Origin of the sequence: Rhodococcus sp. OK302 (assembly GCF_002245895.1) — a bacterium.
In the GTDB taxonomy this organism is placed as follows: domain Bacteria; phylum Actinomycetota; class Actinomycetes; order Mycobacteriales; family Mycobacteriaceae; genus Rhodococcus_F.
Genome location: NZ_NPJZ01000001.1, coordinates 877,700 through 893,515, shown reverse-complemented (window position 1 = coordinate 893,515; position 15,816 = coordinate 877,700). Strand labels below are relative to the sequence as shown.

The 15,816-nt window shown below is 61.6% G+C and carries 14 protein-coding genes; 9 read left to right on the top strand and 5 right to left on the bottom strand.

The genetic code is table 11. From position 1 onward, the window contains the following. Positions 1–23 precede the first annotated feature (23 nt). Positions 24–722 (bottom strand): TIGR00266 family protein, encoded by a 699-nt coding sequence (locus BDB13_RS04090; protein WP_169635075.1) that lies wholly within the window; start codon positions 720–722, stop codon positions 24–26. 205 nt (positions 723–927) lie between these two features. Between BDB13_RS04090 and BDB13_RS04085 the strand changes: the two genes are divergently transcribed. The 3 genes from BDB13_RS04085 to BDB13_RS04075 all read left to right on the top strand — a co-directional run bounded on the left by BDB13_RS04085 (position 928) and on the right by BDB13_RS04075 (position 4,085). Beyond that, positions 928–2,436: a protein adenylyltransferase SelO gene (locus tag BDB13_RS04085; RefSeq protein ID WP_094270521.1), complete on the top strand. Its 1,509-nt coding sequence runs from the start codon at positions 928–930 to the stop codon at positions 2,434–2,436. Between the two features lie 130 nt (positions 2,437–2,566). Beyond that, the gene (locus BDB13_RS04080; RefSeq protein ID WP_094270520.1) at positions 2,567–2,842 is read left to right on the top strand and encodes a hypothetical protein; all 276 of its coding nucleotides are present in this window, start codon (positions 2,567–2,569) and stop codon (positions 2,840–2,842) included. 124 nt (positions 2,843–2,966) lie between these two features. Then, positions 2,967–4,085: a phosphatidylinositol-specific phospholipase C gene (locus BDB13_RS04075; RefSeq protein WP_094270519.1), complete on the top strand. Its 1,119-nt coding sequence runs from the start codon at positions 2,967–2,969 to the stop codon at positions 4,083–4,085. Positions 4,086–4,095: 10 nt separating this feature from the next. Here BDB13_RS04075 and BDB13_RS04070 read toward each other — a convergent pair whose 3' ends face one another. Beyond that, positions 4,096–5,109 carry an isopenicillin N synthase family dioxygenase gene (locus BDB13_RS04070; protein ID WP_094270518.1) on the bottom strand — a complete coding sequence of 338 codons (1,014 nt, stop codon included), beginning with the start codon at positions 5,107–5,109 and terminating at the stop codon, positions 4,096–4,098. Positions 5,110–5,212: 103 nt separating this feature from the next. Between BDB13_RS04070 and BDB13_RS04065 the strand changes: the two genes are divergently transcribed. The 3 genes from BDB13_RS04065 to BDB13_RS04055 all read left to right on the top strand — a co-directional run bounded on the left by BDB13_RS04065 (position 5,213) and on the right by BDB13_RS04055 (position 8,514). Beyond that, positions 5,213–5,839, top strand: coding sequence for a TetR/AcrR family transcriptional regulator (locus BDB13_RS04065; protein WP_094270517.1), 627 nt, complete (start codon positions 5,213–5,215; stop codon positions 5,837–5,839). A 168-nt stretch (positions 5,840–6,007) separates the two neighbouring features. Further along, positions 6,008–6,850, top strand: a complete 843-nt coding sequence (locus tag BDB13_RS04060; RefSeq protein WP_141210609.1) for a TauD/TfdA dioxygenase family protein — start codon at positions 6,008–6,010, stop codon at positions 6,848–6,850. 44 nt (positions 6,851–6,894) lie between these two features. Further along, positions 6,895–8,514, top strand: a complete 1,620-nt coding sequence (locus BDB13_RS04055; RefSeq protein WP_094274659.1) for an ABC transporter substrate-binding protein — start codon at positions 6,895–6,897, stop codon at positions 8,512–8,514. 89 nt (positions 8,515–8,603) lie between these two features. On the opposite strand, the gene BDB13_RS04050 is transcribed toward BDB13_RS04055, so the two are convergent. Beyond that, a complete protein-coding gene (locus tag BDB13_RS04050; RefSeq protein WP_094270515.1) occupies positions 8,604–9,707 on the bottom strand; it encodes an inositol-3-phosphate synthase in 1,104 nt (367 codons plus the stop codon). Then, complete coding sequence (locus BDB13_RS04045; RefSeq protein WP_094270514.1) at positions 9,700–10,263, bottom strand: PadR family transcriptional regulator; 564 nt, start codon at positions 10,261–10,263, stop codon at positions 9,700–9,702. Before BDB13_RS04045 ends, BDB13_RS04050 begins: the two co-directional genes overlap by 8 nt. Before the next feature lie 293 nt (positions 10,264–10,556). On the opposite strand from BDB13_RS04045, the gene BDB13_RS04040 reads away from it, so the two are divergent. The 3 genes from BDB13_RS04040 to BDB13_RS04030 all read left to right on the top strand — a co-directional run bounded on the left by BDB13_RS04040 (position 10,557) and on the right by BDB13_RS04030 (position 15,387). Further along, positions 10,557–10,997 (top strand): DUF5318 family protein, encoded by a 441-nt coding sequence (locus BDB13_RS04040; RefSeq protein WP_094270513.1) that lies wholly within the window; start codon positions 10,557–10,559, stop codon positions 10,995–10,997. Between the two features lie 610 nt (positions 10,998–11,607). Next, positions 11,608–13,755, top strand: a complete 2,148-nt coding sequence (locus BDB13_RS04035) for a transglycosylase domain-containing protein (protein WP_094274658.1) — start codon at positions 11,608–11,610, stop codon at positions 13,753–13,755. 21 nt (positions 13,756–13,776) lie between these two features. Beyond that, entirely contained in the window at positions 13,777–15,387 is a 1,611-nt protein-coding gene (locus BDB13_RS04030) for a glycosyltransferase family 87 protein (protein WP_094270512.1), read from the top strand. Position 15,388: 1 nt separating this feature from the next. Here BDB13_RS04030 and BDB13_RS04025 read toward each other — a convergent pair whose 3' ends face one another. After that, a complete protein-coding gene (locus BDB13_RS04025) occupies positions 15,389–15,688 on the bottom strand; it encodes a LuxR C-terminal-related transcriptional regulator (RefSeq protein WP_254922703.1) in 300 nt (99 codons plus the stop codon). Positions 15,689–15,816 lie beyond the last annotated feature (128 nt).

Sequence of the window (15,816 nt, the reverse complement as noted above, 5' to 3'; positions counted from 1 at the left end):
CACCTGGTTGAAGTCGGTCGCGCTCAGCTGCTGCTACTACTAGTGCTGCTACTGCTGCTCGATGGCATCCGGGTGCGAAGCCAGTCGACCAGGTCTGTTGCGCTGCGGGTCTGCATCCAGACTCGGCCGGGTCCGGTGAATTCGGTGACGATGCCTTCGCCGCCGAGGATCATCGACTTCCAGCCGCCGGCCTTGCGGATGCGGTATTGGACGGACTCGTCGAACGCGACGACGTGACCGGAATCGAGTGTCATGGTTTCTTCCGTGGCGAGTGTCACCGGACGGATGGCGCCGTAGCTGGAGAGCAGGATCTCGCCTCTTCCGCTGCACCGCAGCAGAACAAGTCCGGCTCCGCTGAAGAATCCTTTGCTGCCGCCCCATTTGGAGTCGACGTCGACGGTTGCATCGGATGCGAGCCAGCAGCCGGACTGGACGAGCAGTGGTGTCCCTTCGTCGATGGTGGTTTCGACTATGTCCCCCGGCAGTGCGCCGGCGACGCCAACGACACCACCACGATCGCTGCTGAAGTCGTTGACAAAGAAGCTCGACCCACCCAGGGAGCGGCGGAGACCTTTCATGAAGCCACCTCGGGTCGAGGTGGTGATGGCGATGTCGCCCCGCATCATCGCCATTGCTCCTGCTTCGACGCGGACTGATCCGCCGGCGGGAACACTGATCTCGGCTAGCGCGAATGCGGGCCCGCAACTGATTTCTGTTTTCACGGTTTCCTCTCGATGGAAATTTTTTCTCAGGGTCGATGATGAGCGTCATGTTCGGCTGAAACGATGTGGGGTACCGGTTCTCGAACGAATCATTGCTTGCGGCGATTAGTCCGGTTCGGGTATTCGGGCGTTCGCTATCTGATCGTTGTATTGCGCTGTCGGTCGTGAGCGACGGGACAACTCGCGTGGTCGCTACCCTCGTGTGATGGCTGCAATCCAAGATTCCACCGTAGGCACCGACCCGGCAGTGGCCGGCCTCGAGAGCACCTTCGCTGACGAGCTGGGCGCTTTGACGGTGCCGTGGCAAGGCGCTCAGGCGCCGGATCCCGAGTTGCTTGTTGTGAACGAGCAACTCGCGGCGTCGTTGCGGTTGGACGTCGAGGCACTGCAAAGTGAGGACGGGATAGGCGTCCTGTCGGGGTCGACGGCGCCGGTCGGGGCGAAACCAGTGGCGATGGCGTATGCGGGTCATCAGTTCGGTGGGTACGCACCAATCCTCGGCGATGGTCGGGCGTTGCTGCTCGGAGAACTGGTGAACAGTGATGGTCGGCGAGTGGATCTGCATCTCAAGGGCTCGGGGCGCACGCCGTTCTCTCGCGGCGGTGACGGCTTTGCCGTTGTCGGCCCGATGCTGCGCGAATACCTGGTCAGCGAGGCGATGTATGCCCTCGGCTGTCCCACGACGAGGGCACTGGCGGTGGTCGCGACGGGCCAGGATGTACGCCGCAGCGGCGCCGAACCCGGTGCTGTGCTCGCACGGATCGCGTCCAGTCATCTCCGGGTGGGCACCTTTGAATACGCGGTCCGGCAGGGCGAGGTCTTGCAGCAGCTCGCCGACTACGCGATCGCCCGCCACTACCCGGAGCTGATCGAACTGCCGACAACGGGTGAAAGCAACCGCTACCTGAGGTTCTTCGAGGCGGTGGTCGAGGCGCAGGCGTCACTGGTGGCGAAGTGGATGCTCATCGGTTTTGTCCACGGGGTGATGAACACCGACAACACGACCATTTCGGGGGAGACCATCGATTACGGTCCGTGTGCCTTTCTCGACGCGTTCGATCCGTCGGCTGTGTTCAGTTCGATTGATCGCGGCGGCCGCTATGCGTTCGGCAATCAGCCCGCTGTCCTGCAGTGGAATCTGGCACGCCTCGCGGAAACACTGTTGATGCTGATCGATTCCACACCCGATGATGCGATTGCCGCGGCGTCAGCAGTTCTCGACAGCTTCGACGAGCGGTACGAGCGCCACTATGCGGCCGGTATGGCGGCAAAACTCGGTCTGGCCGGCAAGATCGTCGATCACGCGCTGGTCGAAGATCTGCTGACGTTGATGGCGGAACACGGTGCCGACTGGACGGGAACCTTCCGTGCTCTCGCGGAAGGGCTGCGCGGAAATTCGGGGCCCCTCGACGGCCTCGTGCCACGGGAGCGCATCGGTCCCTGGTTGGAACGGTGGCACGGCGCCCTCACGGAACAGGGGCGCGGGGCAGCGGAGACCGCGGACGCAATGGACTGCGTCAACCCGCTGTACATCCCCCGCAATCATCAGCTCGATGCTGCGTTGCGCGCCGCGACCGACGGCGATCTCGTTCCTTTCGAGAAGCTATTGGAGGTTGTCACGCATCCGTTCGCGCGACGCGACGAGTGGTCCGACTACGCCACGGCTGCCCCGCAGTCATTCAGTGAGACCTTCCAAACCTTCTGTGGCACTTAATTTCTGAACGAGCGACGGTCGCGTCGATGAGTGCCGTCAGTCGATCTCGGCGACGTATGGGACGTATAGTGCTGGGCTGCAACAATTTACGGACCTTTCTGCTACGTCGGAGCATTGATCGTCGTCGAAGTTGGGGAAGGGCTACCTGATCGAACGCATCATCAGCAAGCTACCGTCGGCCCGGTACAACGATCTCGCGGAGTGGCGGTACACCGAACTTTCGGCAGCACTCGGATGCGTCGACTGGTTCACTGCGCGCGTCACGACGTCCAGTGAGCTCGACGCCGCACTCGAGAAGGCCCGCAGCACCAACGCCGGCGTGTATATCGAGGTCGTCACCGGCATGTGGGACGCTCCGCCGCTGGCCGAACAGTTCAGTTCGCATCCCGCCAGTGAACGGGGATGACTACCAGCCTCGAACTTCCGAAACTGCTATTCGCTCAATTCTGCGAAACTCGTCAAATTCTCCTGGTATAACAATCTGAACAATCGTCCACTCTCGATCCGGATGAACAGTGACGAGATCAGAGATGAGCCGTTCATTGATTCGATACGAGCAGTCCGGTAGCTCCGTCCGGCGTACATTCCCCGGATTCCAGAACGTCGCTGTGCCCGAACCTCCGACCATCTCCCGCCGGGCCGCATTGCGCGGATTGGCATTCCTGCCCGCAATCGGGCTGGTGATGAAACCTGGATCAGCTGGTGCACAATCACTTTCAGGGTCAGGAGATTCGCTCTCACCCGGAGCCTTGTCTGCCGGGAGTACCGCCGGCGGTGATCTGGCAGACTCGCTCGCTCCGGACTGGATGAGCCGGTTGGCCGATTCGACGACACTGAGCACGCTCTCGATCCCCGGCACTCACGATTCGATGGCGTGCGGTGCCAGTATTTTTGCCGCCACCCAGGACAGCGATCTACCCACGCAACTCGCGGCCGGGATTCGAGCAATCGATATCCGGTGCAGGCACTTTCGGGACGCATTCGCAATCCATCACGACGTCGAATATCTGCACGCGAATTTCGCCGACGTCGTGCGCCACGTCAGCGCCTTCCTCCGAGAAAATTCAGGCGAGACGATTCTGATGCGGGTGAAGGAGGAGTTCACCGCCGCGGAGAACACTCGCTCGTTCGAATCGACACTGAACTGGTACATCCGCGAGAATCCCGAGACGCGTGACCTGCTGGCCGAACACCTCTGGACGGCACCGGGCGGCGATGTGGAGGGCCTACCAATCCTCGGCGCGGCCCGCGGCAAAATCGTCGTGCTGCAAGACTTCTCAGCGACAACCGCTTTCGGGCCGCGCTGGGGCGACCCTCGGGTGGCGATGCAGGACGACTTCGAACTCGAGAACCTTGCCGGTATTGCCGTCAAGTGGGAGAAGGTGCGCACCTATTTCGAGCGGAGTCGCGTCGAATCGGCGGACACCTTCTTTGTCAACCACCTCAGCGCAAATGGCTCCGGTCCGGCCGCGTGGGCGCAAGGAACGGTACCGGTGACAGTCGCACGAGGCGCACCGGGCGTGGACGGAATTCTTCGGCGCACCCAGAAGTATCTGGGAGAGAGCAGAACTGGACGCACCGGAACCGTCATGGCAGATTTCCCGACGGCAGCTATAGTCCGCGCAATCATCGCCCGGAACTTCGACTGAATGGAGACCCTTAGCCCTGGGCCGCAACGATTTTCGGCCACCACCGGGCCGCCACGTCGGGATGCGCCCGCAAGCGACTCTTGAGTGCGTTGGCACCGTAGGAATCGTGGATGGGATTGTTCGCGTCCACGGTGACTCCGGTGGCGCGCGTTGCGAGTTCCGGTGGGAGATCGAATTCCGGGATCTGAGCTGCGTAGTTCGGGTTGAAGAAGAACGGCACCGAGATTCGCTCACCGCCGCCTTCCGGTGAAATAACCCGGTGCACCGTGGCTTTCAGGTATCCACCGGTTGCTACCTCGAGTAGTTCGCCGATATTGACCACCAGCGCGCCGTCGATCGGCGGCGCATCGATCCACTCGCCGTCGTGCTCTACCTGTAGTCCGCCTTTGCCGGGTTCGATGTACAGCAGGGTCAACACTCCGGCGTCCTTGTGTCCGCCGACGCCCTGAGTTCCCGCACCGGGCGGCCTGCCCGGGTAGCGCACAACCTTGATCAGGATGGACGGGTCTTCGGCGAACGCCTCGTCGAAGATGTGCGGATCCTGGCCCAAGGAAACTGCCCACTCCCGCAGCAGTTTCAGTGCTACGGATGTGAGTGCGTCATTCCATTCGGTGATGACTTCGCGGAGTTCGGGAAGCGCGTCGGGCCATAGGTTGGGGCCTTGCAGAATCTCCCACGCCGGCGAATTGTCGGTGAGTTGGGCAGCGGGTTGATCGGTACCGATGTCGATCTGTTCGCGCCAGTCCTGTTTACCTTCGGTGAGTTCTCCGCCGAGGCGGGTGTATCCACGAAAGTGCGGGCTGTGGACGTTCTCGATGGCCAGTTTCTCGGCAGTCGGTAGAGCGAAGAATTCACGGGCGACGCTCAGTAGGCGTCGTTGCAGGTCATCGGAGATTCGGTGGCCCACCAGGTAGAAGAAGCCCATCTCGTGCGTCGCATCGCGGAGCTGCTTGCGGAACAGTTCGGCGGTGTCCGGATTCTCGGACAGTGCGAGGTCGAGCACGGGGAGCGATGACATCGACATGGGAGCCTCGATTCACGTGTAAGCGTTCATCCGAAGTCTATCGGTGTAACCCACGTCTCAAATTTCATTGACTTTTAATGCCCTGCATCATATGGTCCATTACATGAGCAAGCCGAGTCCAGCGCGAGACGCAATCACCGATGTAGCAGATCGGATGTTTGCCGAACGAGGTGTCGACGAGGTTTCTCTGCGTGAGATCGTGATCGAATCCGGACAGAAGAACGTGTCCGCCGTGCAGTACTACTTCGGCGGCCGCGACGGATTGTTCCTTGCAGTCTTCCGTCGTCGTCTGGCCAAGCTGAACGAAGCGCGCAGTGCGTATCTCGAAGTCGTCGACAGTGAAGGGCGCGGCGAAGACATCCGTTCGCTCATCGAAGTGTCGATCGTCCCGCTGGCCAACTATCTCCGAAGTGCCACGGACGGTTCGCATTACGCACGATTCTCGGCACGTATGACACCGCGGGTCGACTTCACGAGCCGTGATTTTGCGGATATCAGTGACGTCAGTCGCGAGATCATCGTCAGGCTCCGCCGGGCGCTGGTGCACCTCCCGGAAGATGCGGCTGCGACTCGGGTGGATCTGATCATGAACATGATGGTCTCGGCTTTCGCGGCCTACGAGCAACGTCAGGAAGAGGGGTTGCTTGCCGGCGCCGCTTCTTTCGACGACATGGTGACGCATCTGATCGAAATGGCCGTCGGCGCTCTGACTGCTCCGCATAATCCCTGACACCAACTTTCATCATCGAAGATTCGTAGTATCGAAACTTCCACCGGAACAACATCATTGGTGCTGTCTCTGTCGAGACCGCCAGTCTCTTCGGCGTACCCGAAGCGCTACGCCGGTCCGTTTGTCGTCTCTGCCACTGGGCAGATCTATCCCCTTCAGGAGATCGTCATGGAATACGAAACCATCTCAGTTGCACCTGTTACGCGGAGCCTCGGTGCCGTGATCAGTGGCATCGACCTAGCCCAGCCGCTTTCGGGACAGCAATTCGAGGATATTTCGCGAGCAATTCGCGAACATCTGGTGGTGTTCTTCCGCGACCAGGACCTCACAGATCAACAGCATCTCGATTTTGCGTCCAACTTCGGTATTCCGAACGTCTACCCCACTACGCGGGCACGTGGTCTCGATCGTCCGATGGAATTCATCGAGGACGGCCCCAACAGTTCGCCCAAGGCGGACCTCTGGCACACCGATGTCGCGATTCTCGAGACGCCACCCGATTTCGGTGTTCTCTCGATGCGTCACACCCCCGATGCGGGTGGAGATACCATGTGGCTCAACCTGTATGACGTTTACAACAATCTCTCCGAACCGATGAAGCGCCTGGTCCTCGAACTCGAGCAGTTTGTGCATCCGGGTGAACTGATGGAACAGATCACCATCGAGAAGTTCGGACAGGAAGTGTGGGACAAGGTTTCGGCAGAATTCTCCGGCGTCTACCACCCGCTCGTTCGCAAGCATCCGGAAACCGGTCGCCCAGCCCTGTTCATGTGCGGGTCGAATGTTCGGAACCTCGTCGGTATGACGCCCCGGGAAAGTGACACGATTCTGGATCTGCTTCGCCGCGGACTCGAGGAGCCCAGCCTCCAATTGCGTTGGCGCTGGCAGAATAACGACATTGCTCTGTGGGACGAGCGCTGCACAAACCATCGGGCGCTCAGTGACCATGCCGGTTTGGTTCGCAAGGTTCGCCGCTGCACGGTCGGCGCGGGTCGGCCTGCACCGATGTGAGTTCGACGTCCGCAATTCTGCAAGTCCACGGTGAGGGAACAGATATGACTCGAACAAAATTGGTGCGGTTCGGAAAGTTGGTCGTAGCTACGCTCGCAAGCGGAATGCTACTTGCAGGGTGTGCGGGGGAAGCGAATCAAGAGGTCGAAAATGTAAGTGGTTCAAAGGAATCCGATAGTTCGCAAGCTTCCGGGATTCTCGGAAGCCAAGGAGATGGCGGCGCGCCCCTCTCCGGTGGCACACTGACGTATGCGTCGTACGCTCCGGTGGTCAGTCTGGACCCGGCCAAGACGCAGATCACCGGCGCCACCGGCGGTACCGAATTGGCGGCGATCTACGACCTCTTGATGCGGTACAACGCAGAAACCGGGAAGTACGATCCACAGCTGGCGAAGGGCCTGGACGAGAGTGGAGACAACCTCACGTGGACATTGTCTCTACGCGAGAACGTCAAGTTCAGTGACGGCACCCCGCTCGACAGTGCCGCGGTGGTAGCGAGTATCAATCGCTACAACGCGAAACGCGGTGCAAACAACGAGATCTGGACGTCGAGCGTGAAGAGCGTCGAGGCGGCAGGTCCGTCGACGGTGGTATTCACGCTGAATCGGCCGTGGGCTGAGTTCCCGGCGATGCTGAGCTTCGGTCACGGCGTCATCGTTGCGCCGAGTTCGTATGCAGCGGAACCATTCACGCCGGTCGGAGCGGGCGCGTTCACGGTGGAACGCTTCTCGCCGCCGGATGAGTTGGTTCTGGCATCGAAAGCCGATTATTGGGGCGGCGCACCGAAATTGGATCAGGTGAAGTTCGTATCCATTCAAGGTGAACAGGCCAAGATCGATTCCCTCGCCACCGGCGGCGTTCAGATGGCGTATCTGCGCAACTCCGAGACGGTCGAGGCAGCCAAGGGCAAATTCCCGGGGTACGCCGAGTTCATCAGTCTGTCGATGGTCGGCCAGATCAACAATCGCGCCGGACATCCGGGAGCAGACGTACGGGTGCGTCAGGCGATGAATTACGCGATCGATCCGGCTGTTCTCGATCAGCGCGCTCGCGGCGGAAAGGGAATGCCGGGTAGCGAGATCTTCCAGTCGTGGTCGTTGTGGCACAACGGCATCGAGCCAGTCGGTCTGGATCCCGTGAAGGCCCGTGAACTGCTCGACGCGGCAAAGAAGGACGGCTACGACGGGCACGTCACCTATCTTGGTACGCAGGATCCCAACGGTCAGGCTGCAGCTCTGGCGGTGCAGGCGATGCTGCAGTCGGTGGGATTCACCGTCACCGTCGAGTACGCGGCGAGTACCGCCGACATGGTGAAGCGCCTCTACGCTGATCACAATTACGACTTGGCGCTCGGCGGCAACGGGCTGCTCGACGCGGCACCGTTCCTGCGGCTCTACTCGGCGCTGCACAGCACCTCGGTGAATAACACTGTCGGCGTTGCCAGCCCGGAGGTAGATGCCATGCTGGATGCGATTCAGGCAGCCGGCAATGGCGAGGACAAGAAGGCTGCGTTGGCTGATCTGCAGACCCTGTTCAACGAGCAGGTGCCGATCATGGTCTGGGGAGCCGGCGCCAACTTCGTGCCGTGGAGTGAGAACGTCTACGGACTCATGCCCAGCCTGGACAGCATCATTCTGCTGGACGAGGCCTGGATCAAGAAGTAGTCCTGCTGTGCGCACAGCAAAAGTGGCCCGCACCAATCGGTGCGGGCCACTTTTGTGTCGAGACTTAAGCTCGTCGGCGCGGCGTCTGGCTACGCCTCATCGGCTCCGATGATGAACGCTTCGAGCTCGATGCGAGCCTTGTCGTCAGCCATCTGGACCGGCGGGGACTTCATCAGGTAGGCGGAAGCCGGGTAAACCGGTCCACCGATGCCGCGGTCCTGGGCGATCTTGGCTGCGCGGACGGCGTCGATGATGATGCCGGCGGAGTTGGGCGAATCCCAGACCTCGAGCTTGTACTCGAGGTTCAGAGGAGCGTCGCCGAAGGCGCGGCCTTCGAGGCGGACGTATGCCCACTTGCGGTCGTCGAGCCACTCCACGTAGTCCGAGGGACCGATGTGGACGTTGCGGTCGTGAACCTTGCCGGCGAGCGAACCGGTGAGGTTCGAGGTGACGGCCTGGGTCTTGGAGACCTTCTTGGATTCCAGACGCTCACGCTCGAGCATGTTCTTGAAGTCCATGTTGCCGCCGACGTTGAGCTGGTACGTGCGGTCCAGTACGACGCCACGGTCTTCGAACAGCTTCGCCATCACGCGGTGGGTGATGGTTGCGCCGACCTGGCTCTTGATGTCGTCGCCGACGATCGGGACGCCGGCGTCCTTGAACTTGGCAGCCCACTCCGGGTCGGAGGCGATGAAGACGGGCAGTGCGTTGACAAAGGCGACGCCTGCGTCGATGCAGCACTGAGCGTAGAACTTGTCAGCGGCTTCGGAACCGACAGGCAGGTAGGACACGAGGACGTCGACCTTGGCGTCCTTGAGTGCCTGAACCACGTCGACAGGCTCGGCGTCGGACAGTTCGATGGTCTCGGAGTAGTACTTTCCGATGCCGTCGAGTGTCGGGCCGCGCAGGACGGGGATGTCGAGCGGCGGGACGTCAGCGATCTTGATGGTGTTGTTCTCGCTGGCGAGGATTGCCTCGGAGAGGTCGAAGCCGACCTTCTTGGCGTCCACGTCGAAAGCGGCAACAAACTGCACGTCGCGGACGTGGTACTTGCCGAACTTGACGTGCATGAGGCCGGGAACGGTGGCCGTCTCGTCCGCATCCTTGTAGTACTCGACGCCCTGAACCAGGGACGAGGCACAGTTACCCACGCCCACAATTGCTACGCGCACCGCGGTGCTGTTCTCACCCATGGTCGGGCTCTCCTTCTTTCTGGGAAATTCCTGTTGTCGATTGCTCAGCTGCGATCAGTTCGTTGAGCCAACGCACTTCGCGTTCACTCGACTCGAGTCCGAGCTGGTGGAGCTGGCGGGTATATCGGTCCAGCGATCCGCTGGCCCGGCCGACGGCGTCGCGAAGCCCTTCGCGGCGCTCTTCGACCTGGCGTCGTCTGCCTTCGAGGATCCGCATCCGCGCTTCTGCGGGGGTGCGGCTGAAGAAGGCGAGGTGAACGCCGAAGCCGTCGTCGGTGTAGTTCTGCGGTCCCGTGTCGGCGACCAATTCAGTGAACCGCTGCCGGCCTTCCGGAGTGAGCTTGTAGACGCGACGCGCCCGACGCTTGAGCGTGCCGGTGGCGTTGTCGACGTCTTCCGAGATCAATCCGTCGGCCTGCATGCGCCGAAGTGCCGGGTACAGCGATCCGTACGAAAACGCACGGAATGCGCCGAGCAGACCGGTGAGCCGCTTGCGCAGCTCGTATCCGTGCATCGGTGACTCGAGGAGTAGCCCGAGAATTGCGAGTTCGAGCAACTGACACCTCCCGAGTCTGTGGACCTAACCGCTTGATGCGATGTCTAACTATATCGCGCCGATATATAAAACCACACACTTGGCTGCTATGTGTACCAAGTTGTCACGGATAGATCCGTGTCAAATGTGTGATTTCGGGGGGTTTTCCGTACGTTTGGCCGCGATCGCGATTGCGGAGAACTCACAGGTGGACTTCATCTCCGCTGGTAGCGCCCAATCGTCGAGTGAAAATGTGTTCATCGTGACCCTCCCGAACAGTCCGCTGCCTCTCGGACGCACGTACTCTGGTCAGGGTGCGGATACAGCGGCAAGTTGTGGACTACGCGCTCGCGCGTCGGTCCGTGCTGGCTGAGGTGTCTGCGGGTAGGACCGGTGTCAAGCAGGTGTGCGACGCCGATCCGTACCTACTCAGAGCCGCGAAGTTCCACGGCCGGGGCAGTGATGTTCTCTGTCCCATCTGCCGTAAGGAACAGTTGACGCTCGTGTCCTGGGTGTTCGGCGAGAAGCTCGGCCAAGTTTCGGGATCAGCCCGTACGACGGACGAGCTCGCTCGGCTTGCGGAGACAGCAGAGGAGTTCACGGTGCACGACGTAGAAGTGTGCCGTTCCTGCAGTTGGAACCACTTGGTGCAGTCCTATGTGCTCGGCGCAGTCCCTGCGCCGCCGCGACCGCGGCGAGCACGTCCACCGAGCAGACGAGAGCAGTCTGTAAGCCGGCGCACCGCCAGCGAGTAACGCCACACCCGACGAAGGGCCCGATCTAAGTCTCATGTGATCGGTCCATGACCACTGGAGATTTGATTTCGTGAGTTCCCCCACCAACAACCCCGACGATCGCCCCGTGGGGCCAGGTCGCCCGCAGCAAGGCCGGCAACCAGGCCCGCCGCCGCAGGGTCGTCCGCAGCAAGGTCCTCAGCAGGGCCGTCCGATGGGTCCGCCGCAGGGACGTCCGATGGGTCCCCCTCCGCAGGGCCGTCCGATGGGTCCGCCGCAGCAAGGTTCGCAACAGGGACGCCCGCAACAAGGCCGTCCGCAGCAAGGTCCTCAGCAGGGCCGCCCAATGGGTCCGCCGCAGGGCCGCCCGATGGGCCCGCCGCCGCAGGGCCGCCCGCAGCAAGGCGCACAGCAAGGTCGCCCGCCGCAGAATCGCCCGGCTCCGGGTGGCGAACCGACACAGCGCGTTGCTGCCGCAGCGACCCCTCGCCTCGACAAGACTGCCGAAACCACCCGCACGAATGCCGGCGGGCGTCCACCGGCCGGCCCCCCGCCGACGAAGCCGCCGACAGGCGGTTCCGGTGGTGGCGACGGCACTGGTGGTCGACCCCCGAAGGGACAGAAGGACGCTGTGAAGAAGAAGTCGAAGTGGCGCACGGTTCGCCGCTCGGCGTATGTGTTGGTGGCGCTCGGCATGGTGTTGCCGGTGCTCGCTTTCATGGCGGCGTACATCGTGCAGGACGTGCCCAAGCCGGGTGACCTCAAGACCAATCAGGTTGCGACGATCTTTGCGTCGGACGGAAGCACGGTAATCAGTACCGTCGTTCCGCCGGAGGGTAACCGTACCGAGGTGCAGCTCGATCAGATTCCGGTTCATGTGCGCAATGCCGTGCTTGCTGCCGAGGATCGGGACTTCTACACGAACCCCGGATTCTCCGTTTCCGGTTTTGCGCGTGCGGCCCGTGACAACGTTCTTGGCCGTGACAGCGCCGGTGGTGGTTCGACGATCACGCAGCAGTACGTCAAGAAGGCGCTGGTCGGTTCCGAGCGGTCGATGACGCGAAAGATGAAGGAACTTGTCATCGCGTCGAAGATGGCGAACGAGTGGTCCAAGGACGACATTCTTGCGGCGTATTTGAACACCATTTACTTCGGACGCGGTGCGTACGGCATCGGGGCAGCGTCGAATGCGTACTTCGGCAAGCCGGTCGATCAGCTGTCGACCGAGGAGGGCGCTGTGCTGGCGTCGTCGATCCAGTTGCCGTCACTTCTTGATCCGGAGACCAATCCGACTGGCGCGGAATCGCGTTGGAACTATGTGCTCGACGGCATGGTGACCGCCGGAACGTTGGATCAGGCATCGCGCGCGCCGATGAAGTATCCCGCTTACATTCCACTTGCTCAGGTAGACAACGGAAGCCAAGGCACCACGGGGCCGGAGGGTCTGATCAAGAATCAGGTTCTCCGTGAGCTGACGGATGCCGGCATCGACGAGCAGTCGCTCAATACCGAAGGCCTCCAGGTCACTACGACCATCGATCCGCAAGCGCAAGCTGCGGCCATGGACGCGGTGCGCTCCAACATGAAGGGTGAGCCGGACGATCTGCGGACCGCCGTTGTGTCGGTCGATCCGCGTAACGGTGGCGTCAAGGCCTACTACGGCGGTGAGGACGGAATCGGTTACGACTTCGCCAATGCCGGCTTGCAGACGGGTTCGTCGTTCAAGGTATTCGGTTTGGCAGCAGCCCTCGATCAGGGCATTCCGCTGTCGCAGATGTATGACAGCTCGCCGCTGACGATCAACGGCATCTCGATCGGCAACGTCGAAGGCGAAAGCTGTGGAACCTGCACCATCGCCGAGGCTCTCAAGCGTTCACTGAACACCAGCTTCTACCGTCAGATGCTCAGCCTCGACGGCAACGGCCCGCAGGAAATCGCGGACATCGCGCACAAGGCCGGTATCCCGGAGAACATTCCGGGCGTCGGCCCGTCGCTCACCGAGTCGGACGGTACCGGCCCCAACAACGGAATCGTTTTGGGCCAGTACCAGTCTCGGGTGCTGGATATGGCGTCGTCGTATGCGACTCTCGCAGCGTCCGGTACGTTCCACGCTCCGCACTTCGTGGAGAAGGTCGTCGCGGCTGACGGAACAGTTCTCCTGGACCGTGGCACGCCGGAGGGTGAGCAGCGGATCGATCCGGCTGTCGCGGACAACGTGACGTCGGCGATGCAGCCCATCGCGGGTTACTCGAACGGTCACAACTTGGCCGGTGGGCGTCTGTCGGCGTCGAAGACGGGTACGGCGCAGCTCGGTGACACGGGTGCGAACAAGGACGCCTGGATGGTCGGGTACACGCCTTCACTGTCGACGGCAGTGTGGGTCGGTACGACGGACGGTCAGGCCATCACCAATTCGAACGGCGGAATGATCTACGGTTCCGGTCTGCCTTCCGATATCTGGAAGGACACGATGGACGGCGCGCTCGACGGCACGGACAACGAGAAGTTCCCGAAGCCGGGCAAGATCAACGGTCAGGCTGGTGGTGTTCCCGAGTACACGGCTCCGGCTCCGCCGAAGACGACTGCTCCGCCGACCACTACGGCGGCTCCGACAACAACAACGCAGCCGCCGGTGGTCGTGACGACCACAAATATCGAGATTCTTCCGGGTATCACGATTCCGGTTCCCGGAGTGGCGCGTCCCACGACAACAACCGCGGCGCCGGGCGCGGTGACAACAACGGAAGAGACTCCGGCAGGTGTGAGCCCCGGACAGTAGTCGAGGCGGTAGCCTCGCGGAGTGGCCGCCAATGTAGATGACGCCGATCCGACAACTCCGGCAGAACTTCGGACTTCCGAATCCCCTGCCCGGTTGGCGGAAGATGCGCGGTCAGCTGACTGGCGTGATGTTCCGAGTCGGAACGATCCGATGGTGTCTGCACTGTCGGGAACCGTCGGTGGTCCGGTCGGTCGGCATGCGCTGATCGGCCGGACCCGTTTTTTTACGCCGATGCGGGTAATCCTGCTGTTGGCCGTGGTCTTTTTGGCGATGGGTTGGTCGACGAAGGCCGCGTGTATTCAGCAGGCGCCGTTCGGTGATCAGGGCCAGATGGGTCTGGACTGGGGTGGCTCGCGTCAGTATGTCGCGTTGTGTTACTCGGACACGGTGCCGTTGTACGGCGCGGAGCGACTCGATCAGGGTGCGTTCCCGTACAAGAAATCGTGGGAAGAGACTCGCGGAGACGGTTCGATTCAGACGCGGTACATGGAGTATCCGGTGTTGTCGGGGCTCTATCAGTACGGCTCGATGAAGGTCGCGAAGGCGTGGGATTCGATCACGTGGCTGCCGGGCGCAATTCAGGTGGCGCTCTACTTCAACGTGGTCGCTTTCGGTTTGGCTTTGGCGTGGTTGGTGACGGTGTGGGCGAGCACGCTCCTGGCGGGCCGACGTGTCTGGGACGGCGCGATGGTTGCATGTTCGCCGTTGGTGATCGTGCATGTTTTCACGAACTTCGATCCTTTGGCGACGGCGTTCGCGATGGGTGGTTTGTTGGCGTGGGCGCGTAAGCGGCCTGTTCTGGCGGGCATCTTGTTGGGGTTGGGTGGCGCGGCCAAGCTGTATCCGCTGTTGTTGCTCGGACCGTTGTTGGTCTTGTGTCTGCGTACCGGCAAAACTCGTGAGTGGCTGGTGACGGCGCTCAGTGCCGTCGCGGCGTGGCTTGCGGTAAATCTGCCGATCGCGGCTTTGTTCCCCAACGGGTGGTACGAGTTCTTCCGCCTCAATTCCGAGCGCGGGGCCGATCCCGATTCGATTTACAACGTCATCATGTCGTTTACGCCGTGGACGGGTCTGGACGGTCCGCTTGCGCAGGGTGAGTCACCGTCGAACCTCAACGCAGTCTCGTTCGTTCTGTTTGCCGTGGTGTGTGTCGGCGTCGGGTATGTCGCGCTCACGGCGCAACGACGCCCTCGAGTCGCGCAATTGTGTTTCCTGTTGGTCGCGGGATTCTTGCTGACCAACAAGGTGTGGAGTCCGCAGTACTCACTGTGGCTGGTGCCGCTGGCGGTTCTGGCCTTGCCGCATCGCCGGTTGCTTCTTGCGTGGATGACTATCGACGCGTTGGTGTGGGTTCCGCGGATGATGTATTACCTCGGTGTCTCCAACAAGGGACTGCCCGAGCAGTGGTTCACCGGAACTGTTGTGATCCGAGATATTGCCGTCCTGGTTCTGTGCGCGGTGGTGCTGCGCCAGATTTACCGTCCGGACGAGGACTTGGTGCGGTACGGGTTCATCGACGATCCGGCCGGCGGTGTCCTCGATCAGGCACCCGACAAGCAGCCGTCGTGGTTCCCACGTTGGTTGCGTCCGGCGCAGCCGAAGGTGAAAGAGGCCGAGCTTCAGCCGGTGTAATTCACCATTCTTCGAGCGTCGTGTGACCGTCCTGTACCGCCCGGGCAAACAGTGCCGCCTTGGTCGGAGCGGGTCGGCCGACACCGATGTACTTGGCACGGATTCGGGCGATATGCGTGTTGATCGTGCCGACGCCGAGACCGAGTAGTACGGCTACTTCCCCTTTGGAATCCGATCGAAGCCAGGCGAGCAAAACTTCGATTTCTCGGGCGCTCAGGCGCGGTGTGCGGTTGATCGGGCGTCGGTCGACGACGCGGATCAGGTAACCGTCAGGGGTTCGTGTGGAGTGGATAAATTCCATGACGAATGAAGCCTTTCGGTTGCTGTTCGGTCTGGAAGTGCCGGAACCGGCAAATATTTGCGCGATGGCTGCGAGCAGCCGAAATGCGGTCTGTCCAGTATGTCCGCCGATCTGGCGAAGGTTGGTGT

Bases quoted from the DNA above. Each gene is read 5' to 3' on its own strand.
- BDB13_RS04065 (WP_094270517.1), top strand. From the start codon at position 5,213: ATGAGCAAGCCGAGTCCAGCGCGAGACGCAATCACCGATGTAGCAGAT.
- BDB13_RS04050 (WP_094270515.1), bottom strand. From the start codon at position 9,707: ATGGGTGAGAACAGCACCGCGGTGCGCGTAGCAATTGTGGGCGTGGGT.
- BDB13_RS04070 (WP_094270518.1), bottom strand. From the start codon at position 5,109: ATGTCGATGTCATCGCTCCCCGTGCTCGACCTCGCACTGTCCGAGAAT.
- BDB13_RS04055 (WP_094274659.1), top strand. From the start codon at position 6,895: ATGACTCGAACAAAATTGGTGCGGTTCGGAAAGTTGGTCGTAGCTACG.
- BDB13_RS04025 (WP_254922703.1), bottom strand. From the start codon at position 15,688: ATGGAATTTATCCACTCCACACGAACCCCTGACGGTTACCTGATCCGC.
- BDB13_RS04075 (WP_094270519.1), top strand. From the start codon at position 2,967: ATGAGCCGTTCATTGATTCGATACGAGCAGTCCGGTAGCTCCGTCCGG.
- BDB13_RS04060 (WP_141210609.1), top strand. From the start codon at position 6,008: ATGGAATACGAAACCATCTCAGTTGCACCTGTTACGCGGAGCCTCGGT.
- BDB13_RS04085 (WP_094270521.1), top strand. From the start codon at position 928: ATGGCTGCAATCCAAGATTCCACCGTAGGCACCGACCCGGCAGTGGCC.